The 17,855-nt window shown below is 67.6% G+C and carries 16 protein-coding genes; 9 read left to right on the top strand and 7 right to left on the bottom strand.

Features of this window, described 5'->3' with window-relative positions; all coding sequences use genetic code 11:
• Positions 1–19: 19 nt before the first annotated feature.
• Both tssF and tssE read right to left on the bottom strand, forming a co-directional pair.
• The gene (gene tssF, locus BLQ28_RS04460) at positions 20–1,900 is read right to left on the bottom strand and encodes a type VI secretion system baseplate subunit TssF (protein WP_093237321.1); all 1,881 of its coding nucleotides are present in this window, start codon (positions 1,898–1,900) and stop codon (positions 20–22) included.
• 69 nt (positions 1,901–1,969) lie between these two features.
• Entirely contained in the window at positions 1,970–2,557 is a 588-nt protein-coding gene (gene tssE, locus BLQ28_RS04455) for a type VI secretion system baseplate subunit TssE (RefSeq protein ID WP_093237320.1), read from the bottom strand.
• 434 nt (positions 2,558–2,991) lie between these two features.
• Here tssE and BLQ28_RS04450 point away from each other — a divergent pair, with 434 nt between their 5' ends.
• Both BLQ28_RS04450 and BLQ28_RS04445 read left to right on the top strand, forming a co-directional pair.
• Positions 2,992–4,398: a DUF2868 domain-containing protein gene (locus tag BLQ28_RS04450; protein ID WP_093237319.1), complete on the top strand. Its 1,407-nt coding sequence runs from the start codon at positions 2,992–2,994 to the stop codon at positions 4,396–4,398.
• Positions 4,395–5,813, top strand: a complete 1,419-nt coding sequence (locus tag BLQ28_RS04445; RefSeq protein WP_093237318.1) for a GTPase/DUF3482 domain-containing protein — start codon at positions 4,395–4,397, stop codon at positions 5,811–5,813. The genes BLQ28_RS04450 and BLQ28_RS04445 overlap by 4 nt, the downstream gene beginning before the upstream one ends.
• 10 nt (positions 5,814–5,823) lie before the next feature.
• On the opposite strand, the gene BLQ28_RS04440 is transcribed toward BLQ28_RS04445, so the two are convergent.
• On the bottom strand, positions 5,824–6,615 hold the full coding sequence (locus tag BLQ28_RS04440) for a crotonase/enoyl-CoA hydratase family protein (protein ID WP_256327162.1): 792 nt from the start codon (positions 6,613–6,615) through the stop codon (positions 5,824–5,826).
• Positions 6,616–6,757: 142 nt separating this feature from the next.
• Here BLQ28_RS04440 and BLQ28_RS04435 point away from each other — a divergent pair, with 142 nt between their 5' ends.
• Complete coding sequence (locus BLQ28_RS04435; protein WP_176801008.1) at positions 6,758–7,774, top strand: AraC family transcriptional regulator; 1,017 nt, start codon at positions 6,758–6,760, stop codon at positions 7,772–7,774.
• Positions 7,775–7,780: 6 nt separating this feature from the next.
• On the opposite strand, the gene BLQ28_RS04430 is transcribed toward BLQ28_RS04435, so the two are convergent.
• Positions 7,781–8,779, bottom strand: coding sequence for a sialic acid TRAP transporter substrate-binding protein SiaP (locus tag BLQ28_RS04430; protein ID WP_093237315.1), 999 nt, complete (start codon positions 8,777–8,779; stop codon positions 7,781–7,783).
• A gap of 236 nt (positions 8,780–9,015) precedes the next feature.
• On the opposite strand from BLQ28_RS04430, the gene BLQ28_RS04425 reads away from it, so the two are divergent.
• The 3 genes from BLQ28_RS04425 (at position 9,016) to BLQ28_RS04415 (ending at position 11,336) form a co-directional block, all read left to right on the top strand.
• Positions 9,016–9,537 carry an O-acetyl-ADP-ribose deacetylase gene (locus BLQ28_RS04425; RefSeq protein ID WP_093237714.1) on the top strand — a complete coding sequence of 174 codons (522 nt, stop codon included), beginning with the start codon at positions 9,016–9,018 and terminating at the stop codon, positions 9,535–9,537.
• A gap of 57 nt (positions 9,538–9,594) precedes the next feature.
• Positions 9,595–10,404 carry an aminoglycoside phosphotransferase family protein gene (locus BLQ28_RS04420; RefSeq protein ID WP_093237314.1) on the top strand — a complete coding sequence of 270 codons (810 nt, stop codon included), beginning with the start codon at positions 9,595–9,597 and terminating at the stop codon, positions 10,402–10,404.
• 308 nt (positions 10,405–10,712) lie between these two features.
• Positions 10,713–11,336, top strand: a complete 624-nt coding sequence (locus tag BLQ28_RS04415) for a PAQR family membrane homeostasis protein TrhA (RefSeq protein WP_093237313.1) — start codon at positions 10,713–10,715, stop codon at positions 11,334–11,336.
• 70 nt (positions 11,337–11,406) lie between these two features.
• Here BLQ28_RS04415 and BLQ28_RS04410 read toward each other — a convergent pair whose 3' ends face one another.
• From BLQ28_RS04410 to bla, 3 genes are all read right to left on the bottom strand, one after another.
• Positions 11,407–12,417 (bottom strand): alpha/beta hydrolase, encoded by a 1,011-nt coding sequence (locus BLQ28_RS04410; protein ID WP_176801007.1) that lies wholly within the window; start codon positions 12,415–12,417, stop codon positions 11,407–11,409.
• Between the two features lie 265 nt (positions 12,418–12,682).
• On the bottom strand, positions 12,683–13,309 hold the full coding sequence (locus tag BLQ28_RS04405) for a DUF4337 domain-containing protein (protein WP_093237311.1): 627 nt from the start codon (positions 13,307–13,309) through the stop codon (positions 12,683–12,685).
• Positions 13,310–13,492: 183 nt separating this feature from the next.
• Positions 13,493–14,386 (bottom strand): class A beta-lactamase, encoded by an 894-nt coding sequence (bla, locus tag BLQ28_RS04400; RefSeq protein ID WP_093237310.1) that lies wholly within the window; start codon positions 14,384–14,386, stop codon positions 13,493–13,495.
• 182 nt (positions 14,387–14,568) lie between these two features.
• Between bla and BLQ28_RS04395 the strand changes: the two genes are divergently transcribed.
• The 3 genes from BLQ28_RS04395 (at position 14,569) to BLQ28_RS04380 (ending at position 17,850) form a co-directional block, all read left to right on the top strand.
• Positions 14,569–14,910: an ArsR/SmtB family transcription factor gene (locus tag BLQ28_RS04395; protein ID WP_093237309.1), complete on the top strand. Its 342-nt coding sequence runs from the start codon at positions 14,569–14,571 to the stop codon at positions 14,908–14,910.
• A gap of 41 nt (positions 14,911–14,951) precedes the next feature.
• Positions 14,952–15,485: an SRPBCC family protein gene (locus BLQ28_RS04390; protein WP_093237308.1), complete on the top strand. Its 534-nt coding sequence runs from the start codon at positions 14,952–14,954 to the stop codon at positions 15,483–15,485.
• A gap of 274 nt (positions 15,486–15,759) precedes the next feature.
• Positions 15,760–17,850: a LamG-like jellyroll fold domain-containing protein gene (locus BLQ28_RS04380; protein WP_176801006.1), complete on the top strand. Its 2,091-nt coding sequence runs from the start codon at positions 15,760–15,762 to the stop codon at positions 17,848–17,850.
• Positions 17,851–17,855 lie beyond the last annotated feature (5 nt).

Raw genomic sequence — 17,855 nt, 5'->3', positions numbered from 1 at the left:
CGGCCAGCCAGCCCGCAGTTCAGACGATCCCGCGCCCACCCATGCGCACCGGCCATTTGGCGACGGTGCCGCGCTGCATCGATTCGAGCACCGTCTGCGTGAAGACGTTGATGCTCACGTGCCGCGCGAGGTAGTGCTCCAGCACCAGCCCCAGCAGGTACGGGCTCGTGCCCGAGAAGCCCTCTTCATCGACGCTCAGCGTGCACTGCACGCCACGCCCGTAGATCAGCGGCCCCGCACCCGGCAGGCGCCGCGTGACCGGCTGGATGCGCGAGCCGACGAGGCTGTCGATCTGGCGGGCCAGCACGTCGTTGTCGGCCGTCACGAACAGCCGCAGCATGTCGCGCAGCGCCTGCGCGCCCTCTCGGTGCGGCATGTCGGCCAGCGGCAGGTGGTTGAAGCCCAGTTGGCGAATCAGCCGCCATGCGATCTCGCGCTGCGCGAACGGCGACTTGGGCGTGCTGGGCGGGCGGATCAGGCCGACCGCCGACACCGGAATCGAATCGGCCACCGCCAGGTCGGCATACCCGTTGCGCGGCACCAGGCACGGCAGGTCGCGATTGGTGAGCATCGCCTTCACCGACAGGTAGCGCAGGCTGTCGGAGTACGGCGCCTCGTGCTGGTCGACCAGCGACAGGAACACCTCGGTGCCGATGTAGGGCGTGCGCGTACCGTACTTGCGCGCCGTGTCCGACACCAGCCGCGGCTCGCGGCGCACCGAGAAGTAGCGGCCGTAGTTGCCCTCGTCTTCGTTGAGCGTCTGGTAGAGCGGGCGGAACTCCAGCTCGGCCGTGGTCTGCGCCTGCTGCCCCGCGATGCGCTGGACCGAATAGACCTCGAAGTCCAACGGCCGCGAGCGATCGGGCACCAGGTGGAATTCAGGCTGCGCCGCGTTCAGCTCGATGCGGTCGGTGCGCCGCTCGAACAGGTTGACCACCGGCGTGCTGAACAGCGCGAACTGCCCGGCATCGACCAGCGAACCGAGCGCCCCCGGCGGCTTGCTCAGCAGCACGACGATCTCAACCTCCTTGCCCGGCACGCGCGCCAGGCCGGGCGCGAGTTGCGTGAGCGTGAAGAAGTAGAAGCGCTCGGGGCACGCGAAGTATTCGTGCAGCAGGTTGTGGCCGTGAAAGGTGTTCCACGCCAGCGGCAGCAGCCCCTCGCCCGGTGCCAGCCCTTCGTGCACCAGCGCGCCGTCGGTCACCACGTGCGGCCGCTCCATCAGCTTGCCGGGCTCGCCGACGAAGGTGGCCACCGCCGAGGTGTGCAGCAGCTCGAACAGATGCGAGGCGACCTGCTCGTTGCCGCGCAGATAAATCGGCAGGCGGTCGAGCCCGACCAGCGCGCCGAACCCCATCTCGCCCACGATGCGCAGCCGCAGGCGCAGTGCCCCCGTCACCTGCACGTGCGGCGGCACATAGCGCTCGAGCGCCGGAATGTCGGGCGGCGCGCCGGTGAGCTTGGCGTCGACGATCTCGAAGGGCCACAGCGTCACGTCCTGGCTGGAGCGGAACTCGCACGGCGTTTCTTCGCCCGGCGGCACCCGCGCATGAAAGGCCGTGCCGCGCGGCACCACGAAGCCGCGCGTGAAGTCGCCTTCTTTCACGCTGGGGTGCAATTGCGCCACCGCCATCGACGGCGTGGGGCTCAGGTAGTTCGGGTACAGCACCTCCAGCAGCCTTTGCGTGAAGCGCGGAAATTCCGCGTCCAGCTTGATCTGCATGCGCGCCGACATGAAGCTGAACGACTCGATCAGCCGCTCCACGTACGGGTCGGCCACCTCGATGCCGTGCATGCCGAGACGGCGCGCGATCTTCGGATGCGAGCTGGCGAACTCGCTCGCCGCCTCGCGCATGTAGACCAGTTCCTTGTTGTAGTAGTCCAGAAGTCGGGGGTCCATGAATGCGTCGATTCCCTGAAGAAGAGTGATGTGTGAAGCGGGCGATGGGCGCGTGGCGTGGCGGGCGCTTCAGCGCGCCGTGCCGACCACGCGCATGCGGTTGGTTTCGAGATCGACCGCGCTCTGCACCGTGAACGCCAGCGGATAGGGACGCAGATTGATCATGGCGCGGATTTCGAACAGCAGGACGTTGTATTCCTCGGGTGCGCCGCCCTCCTTCATGAGCGGCACCACCGTCACCGTCTCGGGAATCAGGCGCGGTTCGTAGTCCTGGATGGCGCGGCGGATGATGCGTTCGATGTCCACCCACTTGCGCTCCGACAGGTAGCTGCCCGCCAGCGGCGGCACGCCGAAGTTGATGGTGGAAGACGCCGCGTCGGCATGGCGCGTGCGGTCGATCAGGTCTTCGGCGTTGGTGGTGTTCAGCAGGAAGGCCAGGTCGCGCTGCACGATGTCGCGCATCCGCGCGGGCGTGACGGTGTAGTCCGAAGGCGACTCCGAGGTACGGCTGGACGCCTCGTCGCGCAGGCGATCGAACAGCGTGGGCAAGAGTTGCGCGTTGACGCGTGCCGCGGCGGCGTCGGCCGGGCGCGCGGAACGGGCGCCGGGGTGGGCCGGATGGGAGCCGGTGAAGGGGGGCTTCTCGCTGAGTCGCATCGGAGGAACGATCGGTCGGGCTGGGGAGGCCAGAGTCTTGCGTGGATGCTGGTTGCGTATTGCAAACAATCGTCACGCCTGCGCGGCCACGAACGAGAAAGGCGCGCAAACCGGGGATATGTCATGCAAACGGCGCTTCGCAAGCGCCTACAACACGCGCAGCCCCTTGCCGACAGTCGCGGCACGGGCGAAGGCAGACGCTGAAGCTGTCGTCAACAACGGAGCTTTCGCGTGAATTCCATCATCTACATCGTTGGTCTGGTCGTGGTCGTCGTGGCTGTGTTGTCCTTCTTTGGCCTTCGCTGAACGCGCTCTCCCAACACACCATGGAACACGGGCCGCTCGCGGCCCTGCTTCCCAGGGTCTCTCCGGCACGCCGGGCATAATTCGCGCGCCCCGCCGCTGTGCCGGGCTTCACTTGCGAAGGGACCCTGTTGACCAACACCGCGCTGCGCGAAACTGCTTTTCCGGATGCGGTAGTCACCGAGGCGATCCGATGGGTTGAACAGAGCGGCCCGCTCGACGATGCGCAAGCGATGCGCACGGCTGCCAGCCGCGCAGCCGACGGCCCCACGCAGATCACCGACCGCGCACTTCAACTGGGCGAACGCATCGGCCTGCAACCCGAGCTGGCACGCGCGCGCCAATGGTCGCCCTGGGTGCTGCTCGGGCTGGTGGCGCTGATCGTGGTCGCGGGCCTCGGGCTTGCGGGCAATGTGATCGGCGGCGGCGAACGCCACATCAACGTGATCGTGGCGCTGGTCAGCCTGCTGGGCCTGCATGCGCTGACGCTGCTGCTGTGGCTGGTCAGCCTGTGGCTTCCCCTCGGTTCGTTCAATACCGCTTCGCTCGGCTGGATCTGGCTGTCGCTCACCGCCCGCGTGGCCGGCGGCAAGCGCGGCCAGGCACCGGTGCTGGTGCGCGCCACCACCGGCCTGCTGGCCCGCGCGCGACTGCTGCCCTGGGCCTTCGGGCTCGTGAGCCATGGCATCTGGTCGCTGTCGTTCGCTGTGGTGCTGGCCGCGATGCTGTTCGCCCTGGCCTTTCGCAGCTACACGCTGAGCTGGGAGACCACCATCCTCGACCCCGCGTTCTTCGTGCGCGCGGTCCAGGTGCTGGGCTGGGCACCATCGCAGCTCGGCTTTCCGGTGCCCGATGCGGCGACCGTGCTGGCCGTGGCGCCCGGCACCGCCAGCGCGGGAGGCCAGCGCACGTGGGCGCTGTGGCTCACCGGCTGCATCGTGGTCTACGGGCTCCTGCCGCGTCTGGCGCTCGTGCTGCTGAGCGCCGCCATCTGGAAGCGCCGCAGCAAGGCGCTGCAACCCGACTGGCGCGAACCGTACTACCGCAAGCTGCTGGCCCGTTTCGCCGCCCTGGCGCCGGCCGCCATCGTCGATGCCGACCCCGGCCGCGTGCGCGGCACCGTACCCACCGGGTTGTCTGCCGCCGAGTTGCAGGATGCGCTGTTCGTCGTCGGCTTCGAGCTGCCGCCCGACATGCCATGGCCGCCCGCCGCCCTGCCCGCCAATACCACGCAGGTGCTGCGCATCGACGGCAGCGCGCCCGCCCGCCGCGCCCTTCTCGACCAGTTGGCACAGGCCCGGCCGCGCACCGTGCTGCTGGTGTGCCATGCCGCATCGAGCCCTGATCGCGGCACCGAACGCTTCGTGCGCGAAGTACTGGCGCATTGCGGCGAATGCCGCCTGTGGCTGGCCGACACGCCCGGCGCCGCGGCAACGCAACGCTGGCTCGACTGGCTGCGCGACACCGAACTCGAACGCATCACCGCCAGCGACAGGCTCGATGCCGCGCTGCAGGGGCTGGGGGCCACCACACCATGACGTCACCCATCCGCATCGCCGTCGTCGGCCACACCAACGCGGGCAAGACATCGCTGCTGCGCACGCTCACGCGGCGCGTCAATTTCGGCGAGGTGTCGCAACGCCCTGGCACCACGCGCCATGTCGAATCGGTCGACCTCGACATCCTCGGCGAGGCCGCCGTGCGCTTCTTCGACACGCCGGGTCTGGAAGACGCCGTCGCCCTGCGCGAACACCTCGCGGGCTTCGATGCGCAAGCCACGCCGCCCGAGCGCATCCGGCAGTTCCTGCAAGGCCCCGAAGCCCACGGCGTGTTCGAGCAAGAGGCCAAGGTGCTGCGCACCATGCTCGATATCGACGCGGCCTTCCTCGTGATCGACGTGCGCGAGCCGGTGCTGCCGAAATTCCGCGACGAGATCGAACTGCTCAACGGCTGCGCCCGCCCCGTATTGCCGGTGCTGAACTTCGTGCGCGACGTCGCCAGCCGCGAGCCGGCCTGGCGGGAGCTGCTCTCGGCCTACGGCCTGCACGTGCAGGTGCGCTTCGATGCGGCCGCGCCTTTCGTCGGCGCCGAGCAAGACCTGTACACCGATCTCGCCACCCTGCTGCGCGATCGCCGCGACCAGCTGCGCGGCGTGGTCGATGCACTGCAGGCTGAAGCCAGCCATCGCCGGCAATCGGCCTGCGCGCGCATCGCCGCCTTGCTGGTCGATGCCGCCGCGGTGCGGCGCACGGTGTCGACCACCGAGTTCGCCGACACAGCACGCCGGCAGGCCTTGGTCACGGCCCTGCAGAAAGCCGTGTTCGACAAGGCCCAGCACTGCACCGACGACCTGCTCGCGCTCTACGGCTTCCGCCAGGGCGACGCCGACGAAGCCCCGCTGCCGATGATCGAAGGCCGCTGGACGCTCGACTTCTTCAGCCCCGAAGCCATGAAAGACGCAGGCCTTCGCCTCGGCAAGGGCGCCGTCATCGGCGCGGCGGTGGGCGTGGTGGCCGACCTCGCGGTGGCCGGCATCTCGCTCGGTGCCGGCGCTGCGCTGGGCGGCGCCATCGGCGGCGCGGTCTCGCAAGGCTGGGGACCGCTGGGCCGCAAGATCGCCAACAAGCTGCGCGACGTGCACGAACTCACCGTCGAAGACGGCGTGCTGTTCGCGCTGGTCGCGTGGCAGCTCAAGCTCACCGAGGCGCTGGAGCAGCGCGGCCATGCGGCCACGCAGCGCATCAGCACCGGGTCGCCCGAAGACGGCGATGCCCCCACGCGCGCCGCCGCTGCCGCGGTGCGCGCCGCGCAGCCGGCACGCAACCACCCCGAATGGGAATCGACCGGTGGCGTGGTGCGCAGCTTCTGGCGGCCGTCACCCCAGCGCGAAGCCCTCGTGACAGACCTCGGGCACGAACTGCAACGGACCTTCGACGTCGATCGCGCGGGCTGAAGCCCTGGCCTTAGGCCGGCGCGTGCTGCGGCGTGACCTTGGCCAGCGACTTGTCGACGAACGCACCCAGCCGCGTCTGCACGTCACCGCCGGTCTGCACCACGGCCGCCATCAATGATTCAGCGAACATGCCGTCGGTGGCCGACATGTCGGCGATGCGGCTGATCGACGTCACCATCGCGTAGTTGGAAAGCACCGCGTTCTTCGCCACCCGCTTGGCGAGCGCGAGCGCGGCGCGCAGGCTTTCGCCGGGCACGGAAATCTCATGCGCCAGGCCGAGCGCCACGCCGGCCTTCGCGTTCAGCACGCGGCCGGTGAGCATCATCTCGACCATGCGGCCCGGCGTGATGATGCGCGCCACGCGCACCGTGGCGCCGCCGCCGGTGAAGATGCCCTTCTGCCCTTCGGGCAGCGCGAAGTAGGTGGTCGGATCGGCCACGCGCACGTGCGTCGCCGCCGCCAGTTCGAGCCCGCCACCGACCACCGCGCCGTGCAGCGCCGCGACCACCGGAATGCCGCCGTACTGGATCTTGTCGAAGGTGCTGTGCCAGCGCTGGCACACGCGCATGAAATCGACCGCCGTGCGCTCCTTGTCGTGGTGCTCCTTCAGGTCGAGCCCCGCGCAGAAATGCGGGCCGGCACCGGTCAGCACCACGGCCCGGGCCTCGCGCGGCAGCGAAGAAAACACGTGGTCCAGGTCGGCCAGCGTCTGCTCGTCGATGGCATTGCGCTTGGCGGGACGGTTCAGGGTGACGACGGCCACTTCTTCATCCATGTGGACGGTGACGTTTCTTTCGCTCACGGCAAGGCTCCTTCAGATATTGCGAATTCCGCCTGAATCACAGAAGGCGCGATCGGCGTTTCACCTCTACGATAGCGGCCATCCTTTGGCGGCTGCTTGCAGGTTTCGCCCATTTATTTGCAGAATCCGCCAACCTGAAAGCATGCAAGAACGCGCCACCGTCCCCATCAGCTTCCTGCGCAACATGCTCACCGGCGCACGCCGGCAACTGGGCGCGCACGACATCGACGCACTCGCCACGCAGGCCGGCATCTCGCCATTGCTCCTGCGCCAAGGCGGCGCGCGCGTCACGCGCGAGCAGTTCGTGCGCATGTACGAAGGCGTGGCGCTGTTCATGGGCGACGAAATGCTCGGGCTGTGGTCGCGCCCCATCCGCGCGGGGGCACTCAAGTACCTGGGCCTGAGCCTGCTCGATGCGCCATCGCTGATGGTCGCGATGTACCGCTTCACCCGCTTCTGGAACCTGCTGCTCGACGACTACCGGCTGCGCATGGCGCGTGCCAATGGCGTGGCCACCATCACCATCGCGCCGCGCCTGGACACCACCACGCCCACGCCCTTCGGCCACGAACTGATGGTCAAGCTGATCCACGGCATGGCCTCGTGGCTGCAGGGGCGGCAACTGCCGGTGCAGGGCGTGGGCTTCGCGTTCCGGCGGCCGGCGAAGTTCGACGAATACGCCAACCTGTTTCCCGGCCCGGTGCGTTTCGGGCAGGCGGCCACCTCGGTCAGCTTTTCGGAGGCGGTGCTGCGCCAGACCTTTCGCCGCACGCGCGGCGAGCTGCTCGACTTCGTGCGCCGCGCGCCCGACGACTGGATCTTCACGACCTTCGACCACGACACCACGCGCTCGTCGGTGCGCGATTTCGTGGCCGCCCGACTGGCCACGGGCGTGACGCTGGGCGACGCCGCCGCATCGCTACACATGTCGGAGCGCGCGCTGTCGCGCAAGCTCGCGGCGGAAGGCACGAGCTTTCGCGCGGTGAAGGAAGAGGTGCGGCGCGACGTCGCGATCCAGCGGCTGGTGAAGACGCGCGAACCCATCGACCTGATCGCCGCGTCGGTCGGCTTCGACAACACGCCAGCCTTTCACCGGGCGTTCCGCACCTGGACGGGCAGCACGCCGCGCGGCTACCGGCGGCGGGCGTCTACGGGCTGAAGCGCTTCAGTTCGGGCCCGCCAGCGCCTGCAACTTTGCGTAGTCGCCCGGCCGCGCGCCCTGCTGCTCCGGTGTCGCACGCTTCACGATGCGCTCCAGAAAGAGCTGGCGATTGACCGGCGTCACCGTCATGCCCTTGCCGCGCAAAAACTGCTCGTCTTCGAGTTCGCCGGCGATCACGCCGACGTTGGTCCACTTCGCGGTTTCCACCAGCACCTTCTCGACCATCGCCTGCTGCGGCGGCGTAAGCCTGGCCCACGCGGCCTTGCCGATCACGATGCCCAGCGTGTCGTAGACATGCGCGGTGAGCTGCACGTACTTCTGCACTTCATAGAGCTTCTTCGACTTGACGATGCCCAGCGGATTCTCCTGGGCTTCGACCTCGTTCTTCTTGAGCGCGCCATAGAGGCTCATGAAGGGCAGCGTCACCGGCTTGGCATCGAGCGCGGTGGCAAAGAGCTGGTAGGCCGCGGCGGCGGGCACGTACAGCCGCAGGTCGCGAAAGTCTTCGGGCTTGGACAACGGCCGGGTCGACGTGACCTGCCGCGCGCCGTAGTACACCGTGGCCACCATGCGGTTGCCGCTCTTCTCGTTGTAGCCCTTCATCAAGTCCGCCAGCAGCGGGCTCGCGAGGTACTTGCGCATGTGGTCCAGGTCCTTGAACGCGAAGGGATAGCTCCCCAGGCTCAGCGGCGGATAGCCCTCGGCCAGCGTGGCCTCGCCGACGTAGGCGATCTGCATCGAGTCGTTCGCCAGCATCAGCGGAAAGTCGGCCTCCTGCCCCATCTTGGAGGCGGGCACCACTTCGATCTTGATCTTGCCGTCGGACTGCTCGGCGAGCTTGCGGGCTGCCAGTTCGGCCTGCTGGTGGAAGATGCTGGTCGGCTCGTAGACATGGCCCCACTTGAACTGCAGCACCTGCGCCTGGGCCACCACGGCGCCGCCCCATACCAGCGACACCAGCAACAGGATCGCGGCCCGGCACCACGGCAAGATGTTCTTCATGGACTCTCCCTCGGGTTGAGAACAGCCCCGCCCCTTGCAAGTTCAGCGCCAACGCCCCGGGCGGAGACCGGGCGACGACCCCGGCGAGCGGATCGTAAGGATTTGCAACAGAGACCGAAAGCGGGTTTGCCCGATCCGGGTTTGCGCTGCCTGAGGCACTTGCGACAGGGTTGTTCGCCGGGAGCGCGATGGCCCTCCTCATTGGCACGGCCACTCGCTACGATGGCAACCCGACCATGACCACCGCACTCCGAGCCCTTCGCGCCGACATCACGACCTTGCAGGTCGATGCCATCGTCAACGCCGCCAACTCCTCGCTGCTTGGTGGCGGTGGCGTGGACGGTGCGATCCATCGCGCGGCGGGCCCCGATCTCGTGCACGAATGCCGCCTGCTCGGCGGCTGCAAGACCGGCGATGCCAAGCTGACCCAAGGCTACCGGCTGCCGGCGCGCTACATCATTCACACGGTGGGCCCGGTGTGGCGCGGCGGCGCGGCGGAAGAACCCGAATTGCTTGCCTCGTGCTATCGCCGCTCGATGGCGATCGCGAGCGAACGCGGGGTGCACAGCATCGCGTTTCCGGGCATCAGCACCGGCATCTATGGCTATCCGGTCGCGCTGGCGGCCGAGGTCGCAGTGCGCACGGTGCTGGCGGAGCGCCAGAAGGCGACGTCGATCCAGGAGGTTGTGTTCTGCTGCTTCTCGCAGGGCGACCTTGCCGTCTACGAAGCGGCACTGCGTGATGCATCCGGGCCGTGAGCGCATGAGCGGTTTCCAAGGCCAATCCGCCTGCACCGACTTCGCGACATGCAGGCCATGAATCCCGCCTTCGGGCACTGGCTGAAGCAATGGAGCCTCAGCATCGACGGCGAAGCCTTCGCCACACCGAGTAGCCACCTGCTGCCCGTTCGACAGCACGGCGTGCCGACGATGCTCAAGGTTTCGCACGAAGCCGAAGAAAAGCGCGGCCATCTGCTGATGCAATGGTGGAACGGCGACGGCGCAGCCAGGGTGCTGGCCCACGAAGGCGATGCCCTGCTGCTGGAGCGTGCGCAAGGCCCTGCCTCGCTGAAACAGATGGTTCATGCCGGGCGGGACGACGAGGCCACGCGCATCCTCTGCGCGACCGCAGCCTGCCTGCATGCGCCGCGCCGTCCACCACCGCCAGGCCTGATCGAATTGCCGCAGTGGTTCGCATCGCTCTGGCCAGCGGGCGATTCGCTCGGCGGCGTGTTTGCGCACAGTGCACGCACGGCGCGCGAGCTGCTGGCCGCACCGCGCGATGTGACGGCGCTGCATGGCGACATCCACCATGGCAACGTGCTCGACTTCGGCCCGCGCGGCTGGCTGGCGATCGACCCCAAGTGCCTCTACGGCGAGCGCGGCTTCGACCACGCCAACATCTTCTGCAACCCCGATGGCGAGAGCGCGCTCGCACCGGGCCGCTTCGCGCGGCGCGTCGAGGTCGTGGCGCAGGCAACGGGCATCGAGCGGCAGCGGCTGCTGCAATGGGTGCTTGCATGGGCCGGCCTCTCGGCGGCCTGGATGCTCGAAGACGGCGAGGCGCCCGGCGAAACACTGGAAGTCGCGAAGCTCGCGGCATCGGCGCTCGGCCTGGCTGTTTGAAGAGACGAGTGCGCGGCGCGGCTGCCACAAAGACTTAGACCATAGGCGACCGGCTGGTCACCGTGGCGTCACGCGCCCCACCTAGCATCCGCCGGCCCTTGGTCTCTTCACACCACCGAAAACGCCCATGACAAAGAACGCCCGCGTCTCCGCGCCACGCTCGTTGCGCGCAGCCATGCGGGCTCGTGGCGACGGTCTTGCCGGCGTGCTACCGGACTTCCCCTGCGCCGCTTTCGCAGCGCGCAAGATCCGCCTGGCAGAAGTGACCTGCCTCCACTGATCGGCGCAGCAGGCACCCGGCACCCACCATGTACCCGGGCGAACGGCTCAACGGATACAGCCATTTTTTCGGCCTGCTGCTCGCACTGGCCGCGACCGCGCTGTTGCTGGTCAAGACGGTGCCCACCGGCGACCCGGCGCGCATCGCAGGGGCACTGGTTTTTTCGCTCTCCGCCGTGGTGCTGTATGCGGCATCCACCCTCTTTCACAGCACGCGCGGCCGTCTCAAGCGCGTGTGGGAGCAGGCCGACCATTGCGCCATCTACCTGCTGATCGCCGGCACCTACACGCCCTTTGCGCTGGTCACGTTGCAAGGTATTTGGGGCGGGCTGCTGCTCGCAACGATCTGGGGCGCGGCGCTCTTCGGCATCTGGCGCGAGCTGGCACCGGCCAAGGGCAACGCGCCGAAGAAGCCTTCGCTGCCGCTGTACATCGGCATGGGATGGCTCGGCGTGCTGGCCGCCGTGCCGCTGGCCGCGCGGCTCGAAGGCGCGGGGCTGGCGTGGCTGCTGATCGGCGGCGTGCTCTACACCGCCGGCACCGTCTTCTACCGGAATCGCCAGGGGTTCCGGCATGCGCATGGCGCGTGGCACCTGTTCGTGTTGGCGGGCACGGCGAGCCACTACGTGGCCGTGGGCTGGTTCGTGCTGTAAGGCAGCGACCGCCGCGCGGGCCTGGATTGCGTCCCCGCGCGTGATCCGGACAGACGAAACGCGGGGCCTCTCACCAACCCATGCCATCGATCAGGCTGAGCAGTGCGACCTCGTTCTCGATGAAGAAATCGGCATGCGTCGCAGGCTGGAATGTGGCCTGCTGACTGCCGGGCGGCAAAGCGGCGAACAGGCGAGCCGTGTCTTGGGGGCGCACACGATTGAACAGCAGGATGGCTTCGTTGGCCGCCTGCTCGGTCTCGGCATCGAGGGTCGCGGGCAGCCAAGGGAACATGTCGCGCCGGTCGCCAGGCAGGGCCGTCAGCACCAGGCCGGGCACGTGCACCAGGGTGTAGTCGGGTGAGAAGGCGTAGCCGGCCTCGGACATGGCCGTGCGGATGGTGACGGGCGTGCCCCATCGGACGCCGCCGTCGGGCAGGACCTCAAGCTTGTCGATCAGGTCGGCCTCCATCGCTGCAGACCAGTTCCGATTGACGCGCTTGAAGAACGCGATCATCGATGAGAGCGAGGCGGTGTCGGCGGGCGTGGGCTCGGGCTCGGCCAGCAGAGGACTTTCCTCGTCGGACCTGGGCACCTTGGAGTAGTCAAAGGCGTTGTCCAGGTAGATCAGGCCGCGCACGCGCTGCGGATAGCGCCCCGCGAACAGCGTGACCTGGTTGCCGGCCAGCGAGTGGCCGCCGAGCACGATGCAGGGAATGCCGAGCGCCTCGAGCACGGCATGCACATCGTCGACCAGCGTCTGCGTGTCGTAGCGGTGGGTGGCGTCGGGCAGCGGCTTGTCTGACCGGCCGAAGCCGCGACAACTGATGGCCACCGCGCGCCCGCGCTTGGCCAGTGCGGGCGCCAGGCTGTTGAAGTGCTGTGCGTTCGCGCCGAAGCCGGGCAGCAGCACAAAGGTGATGCCGTCGACGCGGTTGGACTGCCAGTCACGCACGTGCAGCGAGACGCCGGGCGCGACCAGGATGCGCCGGTCGGTGACGGTCACCGTGGGTGGCGGCAGAAAGGGGCCCACGCCGCCGCTGCCACCGCCGCCGCAGGCGGACAGCAGCAGCGCCATGGGCATGGCGGCGGTGGCGCGCAGCAGGGGTCGGCGCGGGGGGACGCAGGGATGGAGAGAGGGATGTGAAGGCATGCACCGACGGTAGTCAGGCTGCCTGAGAGTGCCATGAAGACCAGCTGAAGACTCGCTGAAACGGCGCGCTGCCGGTCAGCCGGATCGAAGAACGGCTACAGCCAAGGTACGCAAGCAAGCCGAGATCGCACGAAGGCCGGCGCGGGCAGCGTACGAGCCTGGAACTGCGATCAGTCAGGCCCCGGATTCCTCTGGGCTAGATATGAAGCGCGGCCAGGGCGCCCACCGCCAGCCCTGCGATCGCCACGCCGAACATGGCGCGTTCCAGCCACTTCTTCTTCGTCAGCAAGGCAATGGCCGCCAGCGCGATCGACACCTGGAGCACGGTGGTGGCCTGGGCCCAGCGATGGTGCTGGTGCATCTGCTCGTCCGACTGCGCATCCCACCGGCTGGCCTCGGCTTCGAGCTTTCTTGCCGCGCCCTGGATCTCGGTTTTCTCCCGCTCGTAGCGCGCCACCTTGTCCTGCCAGCCTTGCCGGCGCTCGTCGCTCGCGGTGTCGCGCGCGAACTCGGCCAGGGCCTGCTTGGTGCTCTTCGACTGGAAGTAATTCCACTGGTTCGACGCCTCGGTCTTCTTGATCGCGGCGTTGTTCTTGTAGATGCCGGCGTTCGCCTGCGTGGCGCCGCCCATGTACGCGAAGATCGCGCCGAAGGTGGCGATCACCGCGGTGCACACCGCGATCTTGCTGGTCATGCTCATGCCGCCGGCATGCGCTGCCTGCGCGTCGCCATGGCCATCGCCGTGGCTGCCATGGCCGCCCGATGCGGCGTGCTCCAGTTCGTGGTCGTGCGGGCCGTGCACGTGAAAGCCGTGTCCTGACATGGAATCCTTGTTGAAATCGCGGGAAAACTCGGAAAGCGCTGAAGGGAAAGCGCGCGCGAGTATGCCCGCTCCAAGGGTCGGCTGAATGACGGCGACGAGCCGTGCACGAAAAGAATCGAGAGGCCCAGCGGCCAAACGCGGTGGCGCTTGTGCCACCCCCGTGCGACGCGACCCGAGACGGGGTCAGCCCGCCAGCGCGGTCGCCACGATGCGCGTGGCCGACGCCACCACGTCGTTGCGCCCCTTCGCATCCTTCTGCGGGAACGTCAGGTAGACCGTGACCACCAGCGGCGCCGCACCGGCCGGCGGCCACAGCACGCCGATGTCGTTCGTGGTTCCGTAGTCACCGGACCCGGTCTTGTCGCCCACCTTCCAGTCCGCGGGCACGCCGGCCAGAAAACGTTCCTTGCTGGTGGTGTTGCCCAGCAGCCAGGTCCGGAGCTGCTCGCGCTGCGCTGAGCCCAGTGCATCGCCCAGCACCAGCCGCTGCACGCTGTCGGCCATGGCGGCGGGCGTGGTGGTGTCGCGCAGGTCGCCGGGAATCGCGGTGTTGAGTTCGGTCTCCCAGCGATCGAGCCTGAAGGTCTGGTCGCCGATGCTGCGCGCGAACGCCGTCAATGCGGGCGGTCCACCCAGGATCTTCAGCAGCAGATTGGCGGCGCCGTTGTCGCTGTACTGCGCGGTGGCAGCACACAGCTCGGCCACCGTCATGCCGGTGGCGAGGTTCTTCTCGGTGACCGGCGAGTAGCTGACGAGGTCGCCCTTGCTGTAGTTCACGCGGCGCGTGAACAGGCTGGCGTCTTTCGCGCTGCGCTCGAGGATCGCGGCAGACAGCATCAGCTTGAAAGTGCTGCAGAACGGAAAGCGCTCATGCGCCCGGTGCTGCACGCGCGCACCGCTGGCGGTGTTGAAGGCAACCACGCCAAGACGTCCGCCCGAAGCGCTTTCGAGCGCGGCGAGTTGCGCCTCGGCCGATGACTGCGGCCCCTTCTGCGACCACGCGGTGCAGGCACCGGCAAGAGGCAACACGGAAGCGGCAAGCAACAAGGTGCGACGCTGGACAACAAGAGAGTTCATTCGTTCTTCTTTCTTTCGGCGAGTGGATGGAAGCAGACAAGCAAGGGCATCGTAGGAGCACGCGCTTCGCCGCTCCAGCAAACCGCGGGCGTCGGGCGTCTCGGGTGTATCCGCTGTAACGGCATGGGCTTTAATCAACCATTCAGTTGAATGATTTGAAAAACACGTCTATATTCAACTATATGGTTGAACTAGATGACGAACGGCTCGACGCCGTATTCCACGCCCTGTCCGACAGCACGCGCCGCACCATGCTGCAACTGCTGTCCCATGGGGAGTGCAGCGTGGGCGAGCTCGGCGCGCCGTTTCGCATGTCCTTCGCGGGTGCGTCCAAGCACGTGAAGGCACTGGAGCGCGCGGGCTTGGTCTCGCGCACCGTGCACGGCCGCGCGCACGTCTGCCGGCTCGAACCGGCGGCGCTGGCGTCGGCCAACGCATGGCTGCGCTACTACGAAGGCTTCTGGAACAGCCACCTCGACGCACTTGCGCAGGAACTGCGGCGCGACGCCAAGCCCTCCAAGTGATCTTCTTCTGTCTTCCCCCCACACCCAAGGAGCACACGCACATGACGACCCGACACAGCCTCGGCCAACTGATCGAACCCGGCACCCTGCGGATGGAACGCACACTGCCCGCGCCCATCGAGCGCGTATGGGCCTATCTCACCGACCCCGAGAAGCGCGCCACCTGGCTGGCCGGCGGCACCATGGCGCAAGAAGCCGGTGGCGTCTTCGAACTGCGCTTCGAACACACCAGGCTCACCGACGAGGAAGCGCCCGAGCGCTTTGCGGGCTATCGCAAGCCGCACCTGCAGAAGTCGCGCCTGATTCGCAGCGAAGCGCCGACGCTGCTGACGATCAGTTGGGACGAGGGCCCGGCGCCGTCGGAAGTCACCTTCGAGCTCACGCCCGAAGGCAACAGCACGCGGCTCGTGCTCACGCATCGCCGCCTGGCCAATCGCAAGGAAGTGATCAGCGTCGCAGGCGGATGGCATGCGCATGTCGATGTGCTGATCGACGTGCTGCGGGGAGACAAGCCGCAGGGGTTCTGGACCAATCTGGAAGTGGTCGAGAAGGCGTACGAGGCGCAGATCCGCTGACAACACCAGCGCGCAATCCACTCATCGACGGGGCCTTCGGGCCCCGTTTCATTTGGAAACCAAGGTTTTCTCGGCGTTGTCAAAGCACTGTCACTTGATCCACGCACCATCCGGGGCATTGGTTGCGTTTGTGGCATTTTTTGCAAATCACTGACATCTGCACAACAGCAGATGAATGCAATTTGTGAGGTATCGCGAACGGCCACGTGGTCATTCGTGGCCGGGCTGGGTCTCGCCGACCTGCCCGGCATCTTCCTCTTGCCGGAGTTCCCTGATGAAAACATTGAGAGGCCGCCTCGCGCGTGTCGCCCTGGGCATGAGCCCATTGCTTCTGCTGGCCGCTTGTGGTGGCGGTGGAGGTTCAACGCCCGCCTTCCCTTTCCTGCCCGCACCAGCGCCCTCACCTGCACCTGCACCTGCACCAGCACCAGCGCCGGCGCCAGCACCTGCCCCCGGCCCTGCACCGCAAAGCAAGGCGCTCGTCATCGGCATCGATGGCGTGCAGTACGACGCCTTGCAGCAGGCACTCGGTAGCGCGCGCATGCCGTCCCTGCAGGGGCTCGGCACAGTGCTCCCCGCCTACACCGGCGGCATCAAGGGCCAGACCACGCAACAGCAGGCGACCGATGGCCCCGCATGGGCCACGCTGCTGACGGGCGCATGGGCCGATCGGCATGAAATCCGCTCCAACTACGAGGGGCAGAGCTTCAAGGCCGACACCGTCTTCAAGCTGCTCAAGCAAAGCCGCGCCACGGCGCGCACCGCAGCCATCGCCAGCTGGAGCGGCCTGCCCCAGTTGCTGCGCGCCGACAAGGCCGCCGGCTACCTGGACATGGCAAAGGACTGCGGAGGCAGCGACAGCTGCGTCTCGTCCGAAGCATCGGCGGCCATCGAAAGCGGTGGCTACGACCTGATCGTGGCCGACTACCAGGGCCCCGCGCAGGTGGCCGACGTGGCCGGCTACGGCACCGACTACCAGAACGCACTGGCGCAGGTCGATGCACAGATCACCAAGCTCAAGGCGTCGCTCGCCAAGCGCCGCGCGGCCCAACCGAATGAAGACTGGATGGTGATCGTCACCACCACGCACGGCCTGGGTGCCACCGGCGTGGCCGACGGAATTCCTGTGCCTTCGAATCTGGCCACCGTCATCGCGCTCGACAAACCCGCCAATCTGGCAGCCGCCGCGCCCTCCGCGCTGCCGGTGGCCATCGAGCCCTGGTACGCCTATGCGGCCGCGACCGACATCGCGCCCACGGTCTTGACGCATCTCTCGGCACGTCCCACGGCCGACAAGTACGTCATCGACGGCAGCCCACTGACCGGTGCAGCCGGCGTGCGCCAGCTCTCCGCCGTAACCAACAAGAAATCCAACGGCATCCAGCTGGCGTGGACCCTGCCCGGAACGCCGGCTGCCATCACGGTGATGCGCGACGGCACAACCGTGGCAACGCTGCCAGGCAACGCACTCGGGTTCGAAGACACCACCATGGCACCCGCGGCCAGCGGCTTCTTCACCTACAACTACACGGTGGTCGCCGACCAGGTGCCGGTGTCGCTGCGCGCCACGCTCAAGTACGTGAAACCCGTGGTCCTGATGCCCAGCCTGAGCACCGGCCTCACGCACCTGTTCGCCTTGAAGAAGACGCTGGCCGATCGCATCGACGGCACGCAGCTCTTCACGCCCTGGGTGAGTGGCGCCACGCCGGTCTATGCCGCCGCAGGCGACGGCCCGTTCGGCGGCACCGATACCGCGCTGCTGTCGACCAACTATGCCGGGCCGACGGTCTGCACGGCCTGCGATGGCGGCTACCGCATTCCCACGGCCAGCGTCACCAGCACGACCGCACCCTTCACCTTCGGCTTCTGGTTCCGTTCGGATGCCACCCGCTCGGGCATGCCGGTCGTGTCGAACAAGAACTGGAAAAGCGGCGACAACGCAGGCCTGGCCATCGGCCAGTACGGCAACGCAATGCGCTTCAACATCGGCCGCGGCGGTGCACGACTGGGCGACAAGGATCTGAGCTTCAGCGCCAACACCTGGGCATACGTTGCCATGACCTTCGACGTGCCCGGCCTGAAGGTGACGTATTACGTGTACGACCCGGTCTACGGCATGCAGAACAGCTCGGCAACGCTGACCGCCGCCTTCGTCACGGCGCTCAACGGCCTCGGCGGCAGCTTCACGCTGAACGAAGACGGCGACGGCGGCTACGGCCCCAACTACCGCAACGGCTCTGCCGCCAACACCATCGGTGGCCGCTTCGACTTCGGCGAGTTCAGCACCTGGAACCGCGCACTGACCGCCGCGGAGGTCGAGTCGATCGCCCGCTCCGGCACCTCGCTGACCACGCTGGTTCCCTGATCGGA

The organism is Variovorax sp. EL159 (assembly GCF_900100965.1).
In the GTDB taxonomy this organism is placed as follows: Bacteria; Pseudomonadota; Gammaproteobacteria; order Burkholderiales; family Burkholderiaceae_C; genus Variovorax.
Note: the sequence above shows the minus strand (reverse complement) of the source record. Positions and strands in the feature narration are given on the sequence as shown.

Excerpts from the sequence above, each read along its gene's own strand:
- BLQ28_RS04415 (WP_093237313.1), top strand. The coding sequence starts at position 10,713 with ATGTACCCGGGCGAACGGCTCAACGGATACAGCCATTTTTTCGGCCTG.
- BLQ28_RS04420 (WP_093237314.1), top strand. The coding sequence starts at position 9,595 with ATGAATCCCGCCTTCGGGCACTGGCTGAAGCAATGGAGCCTCAGCATC.
- BLQ28_RS04425 (WP_093237714.1), top strand. The coding sequence starts at position 9,016 with ATGACCACCGCACTCCGAGCCCTTCGCGCCGACATCACGACCTTGCAG.
- BLQ28_RS04395 (WP_093237309.1), top strand. The coding sequence starts at position 14,569 with ATGGTTGAACTAGATGACGAACGGCTCGACGCCGTATTCCACGCCCTG.
- BLQ28_RS04445 (WP_093237318.1), top strand. The coding sequence starts at position 4,395 with ATGACGTCACCCATCCGCATCGCCGTCGTCGGCCACACCAACGCGGGC.
- BLQ28_RS04405 (WP_093237311.1), bottom strand. The coding sequence starts at position 13,309 with ATGTCAGGACACGGCTTTCACGTGCACGGCCCGCACGACCACGAACTG.
- BLQ28_RS04380 (WP_176801006.1), top strand. The coding sequence starts at position 15,760 with ATGAAAACATTGAGAGGCCGCCTCGCGCGTGTCGCCCTGGGCATGAGC.
- BLQ28_RS04430 (WP_093237315.1), bottom strand. The coding sequence starts at position 8,779 with ATGAAGAACATCTTGCCGTGGTGCCGGGCCGCGATCCTGTTGCTGGTG.
- BLQ28_RS04410 (WP_176801007.1), bottom strand. The coding sequence starts at position 12,417 with ATGCCCATGGCGCTGCTGCTGTCCGCCTGCGGCGGCGGTGGCAGCGGC.
- tssF (WP_093237321.1), bottom strand. The coding sequence starts at position 1,900 with ATGGACCCCCGACTTCTGGACTACTACAACAAGGAACTGGTCTACATG.
- bla (WP_093237310.1), bottom strand. The coding sequence starts at position 14,386 with ATGAACTCTCTTGTTGTCCAGCGTCGCACCTTGTTGCTTGCCGCTTCC.
- BLQ28_RS04435 (WP_176801008.1), top strand. The coding sequence starts at position 6,758 with ATGCAAGAACGCGCCACCGTCCCCATCAGCTTCCTGCGCAACATGCTC.
- BLQ28_RS04390 (WP_093237308.1), top strand. The coding sequence starts at position 14,952 with ATGACGACCCGACACAGCCTCGGCCAACTGATCGAACCCGGCACCCTG.
- tssE (WP_093237320.1), bottom strand. The coding sequence starts at position 2,557 with ATGCGACTCAGCGAGAAGCCCCCCTTCACCGGCTCCCATCCGGCCCAC.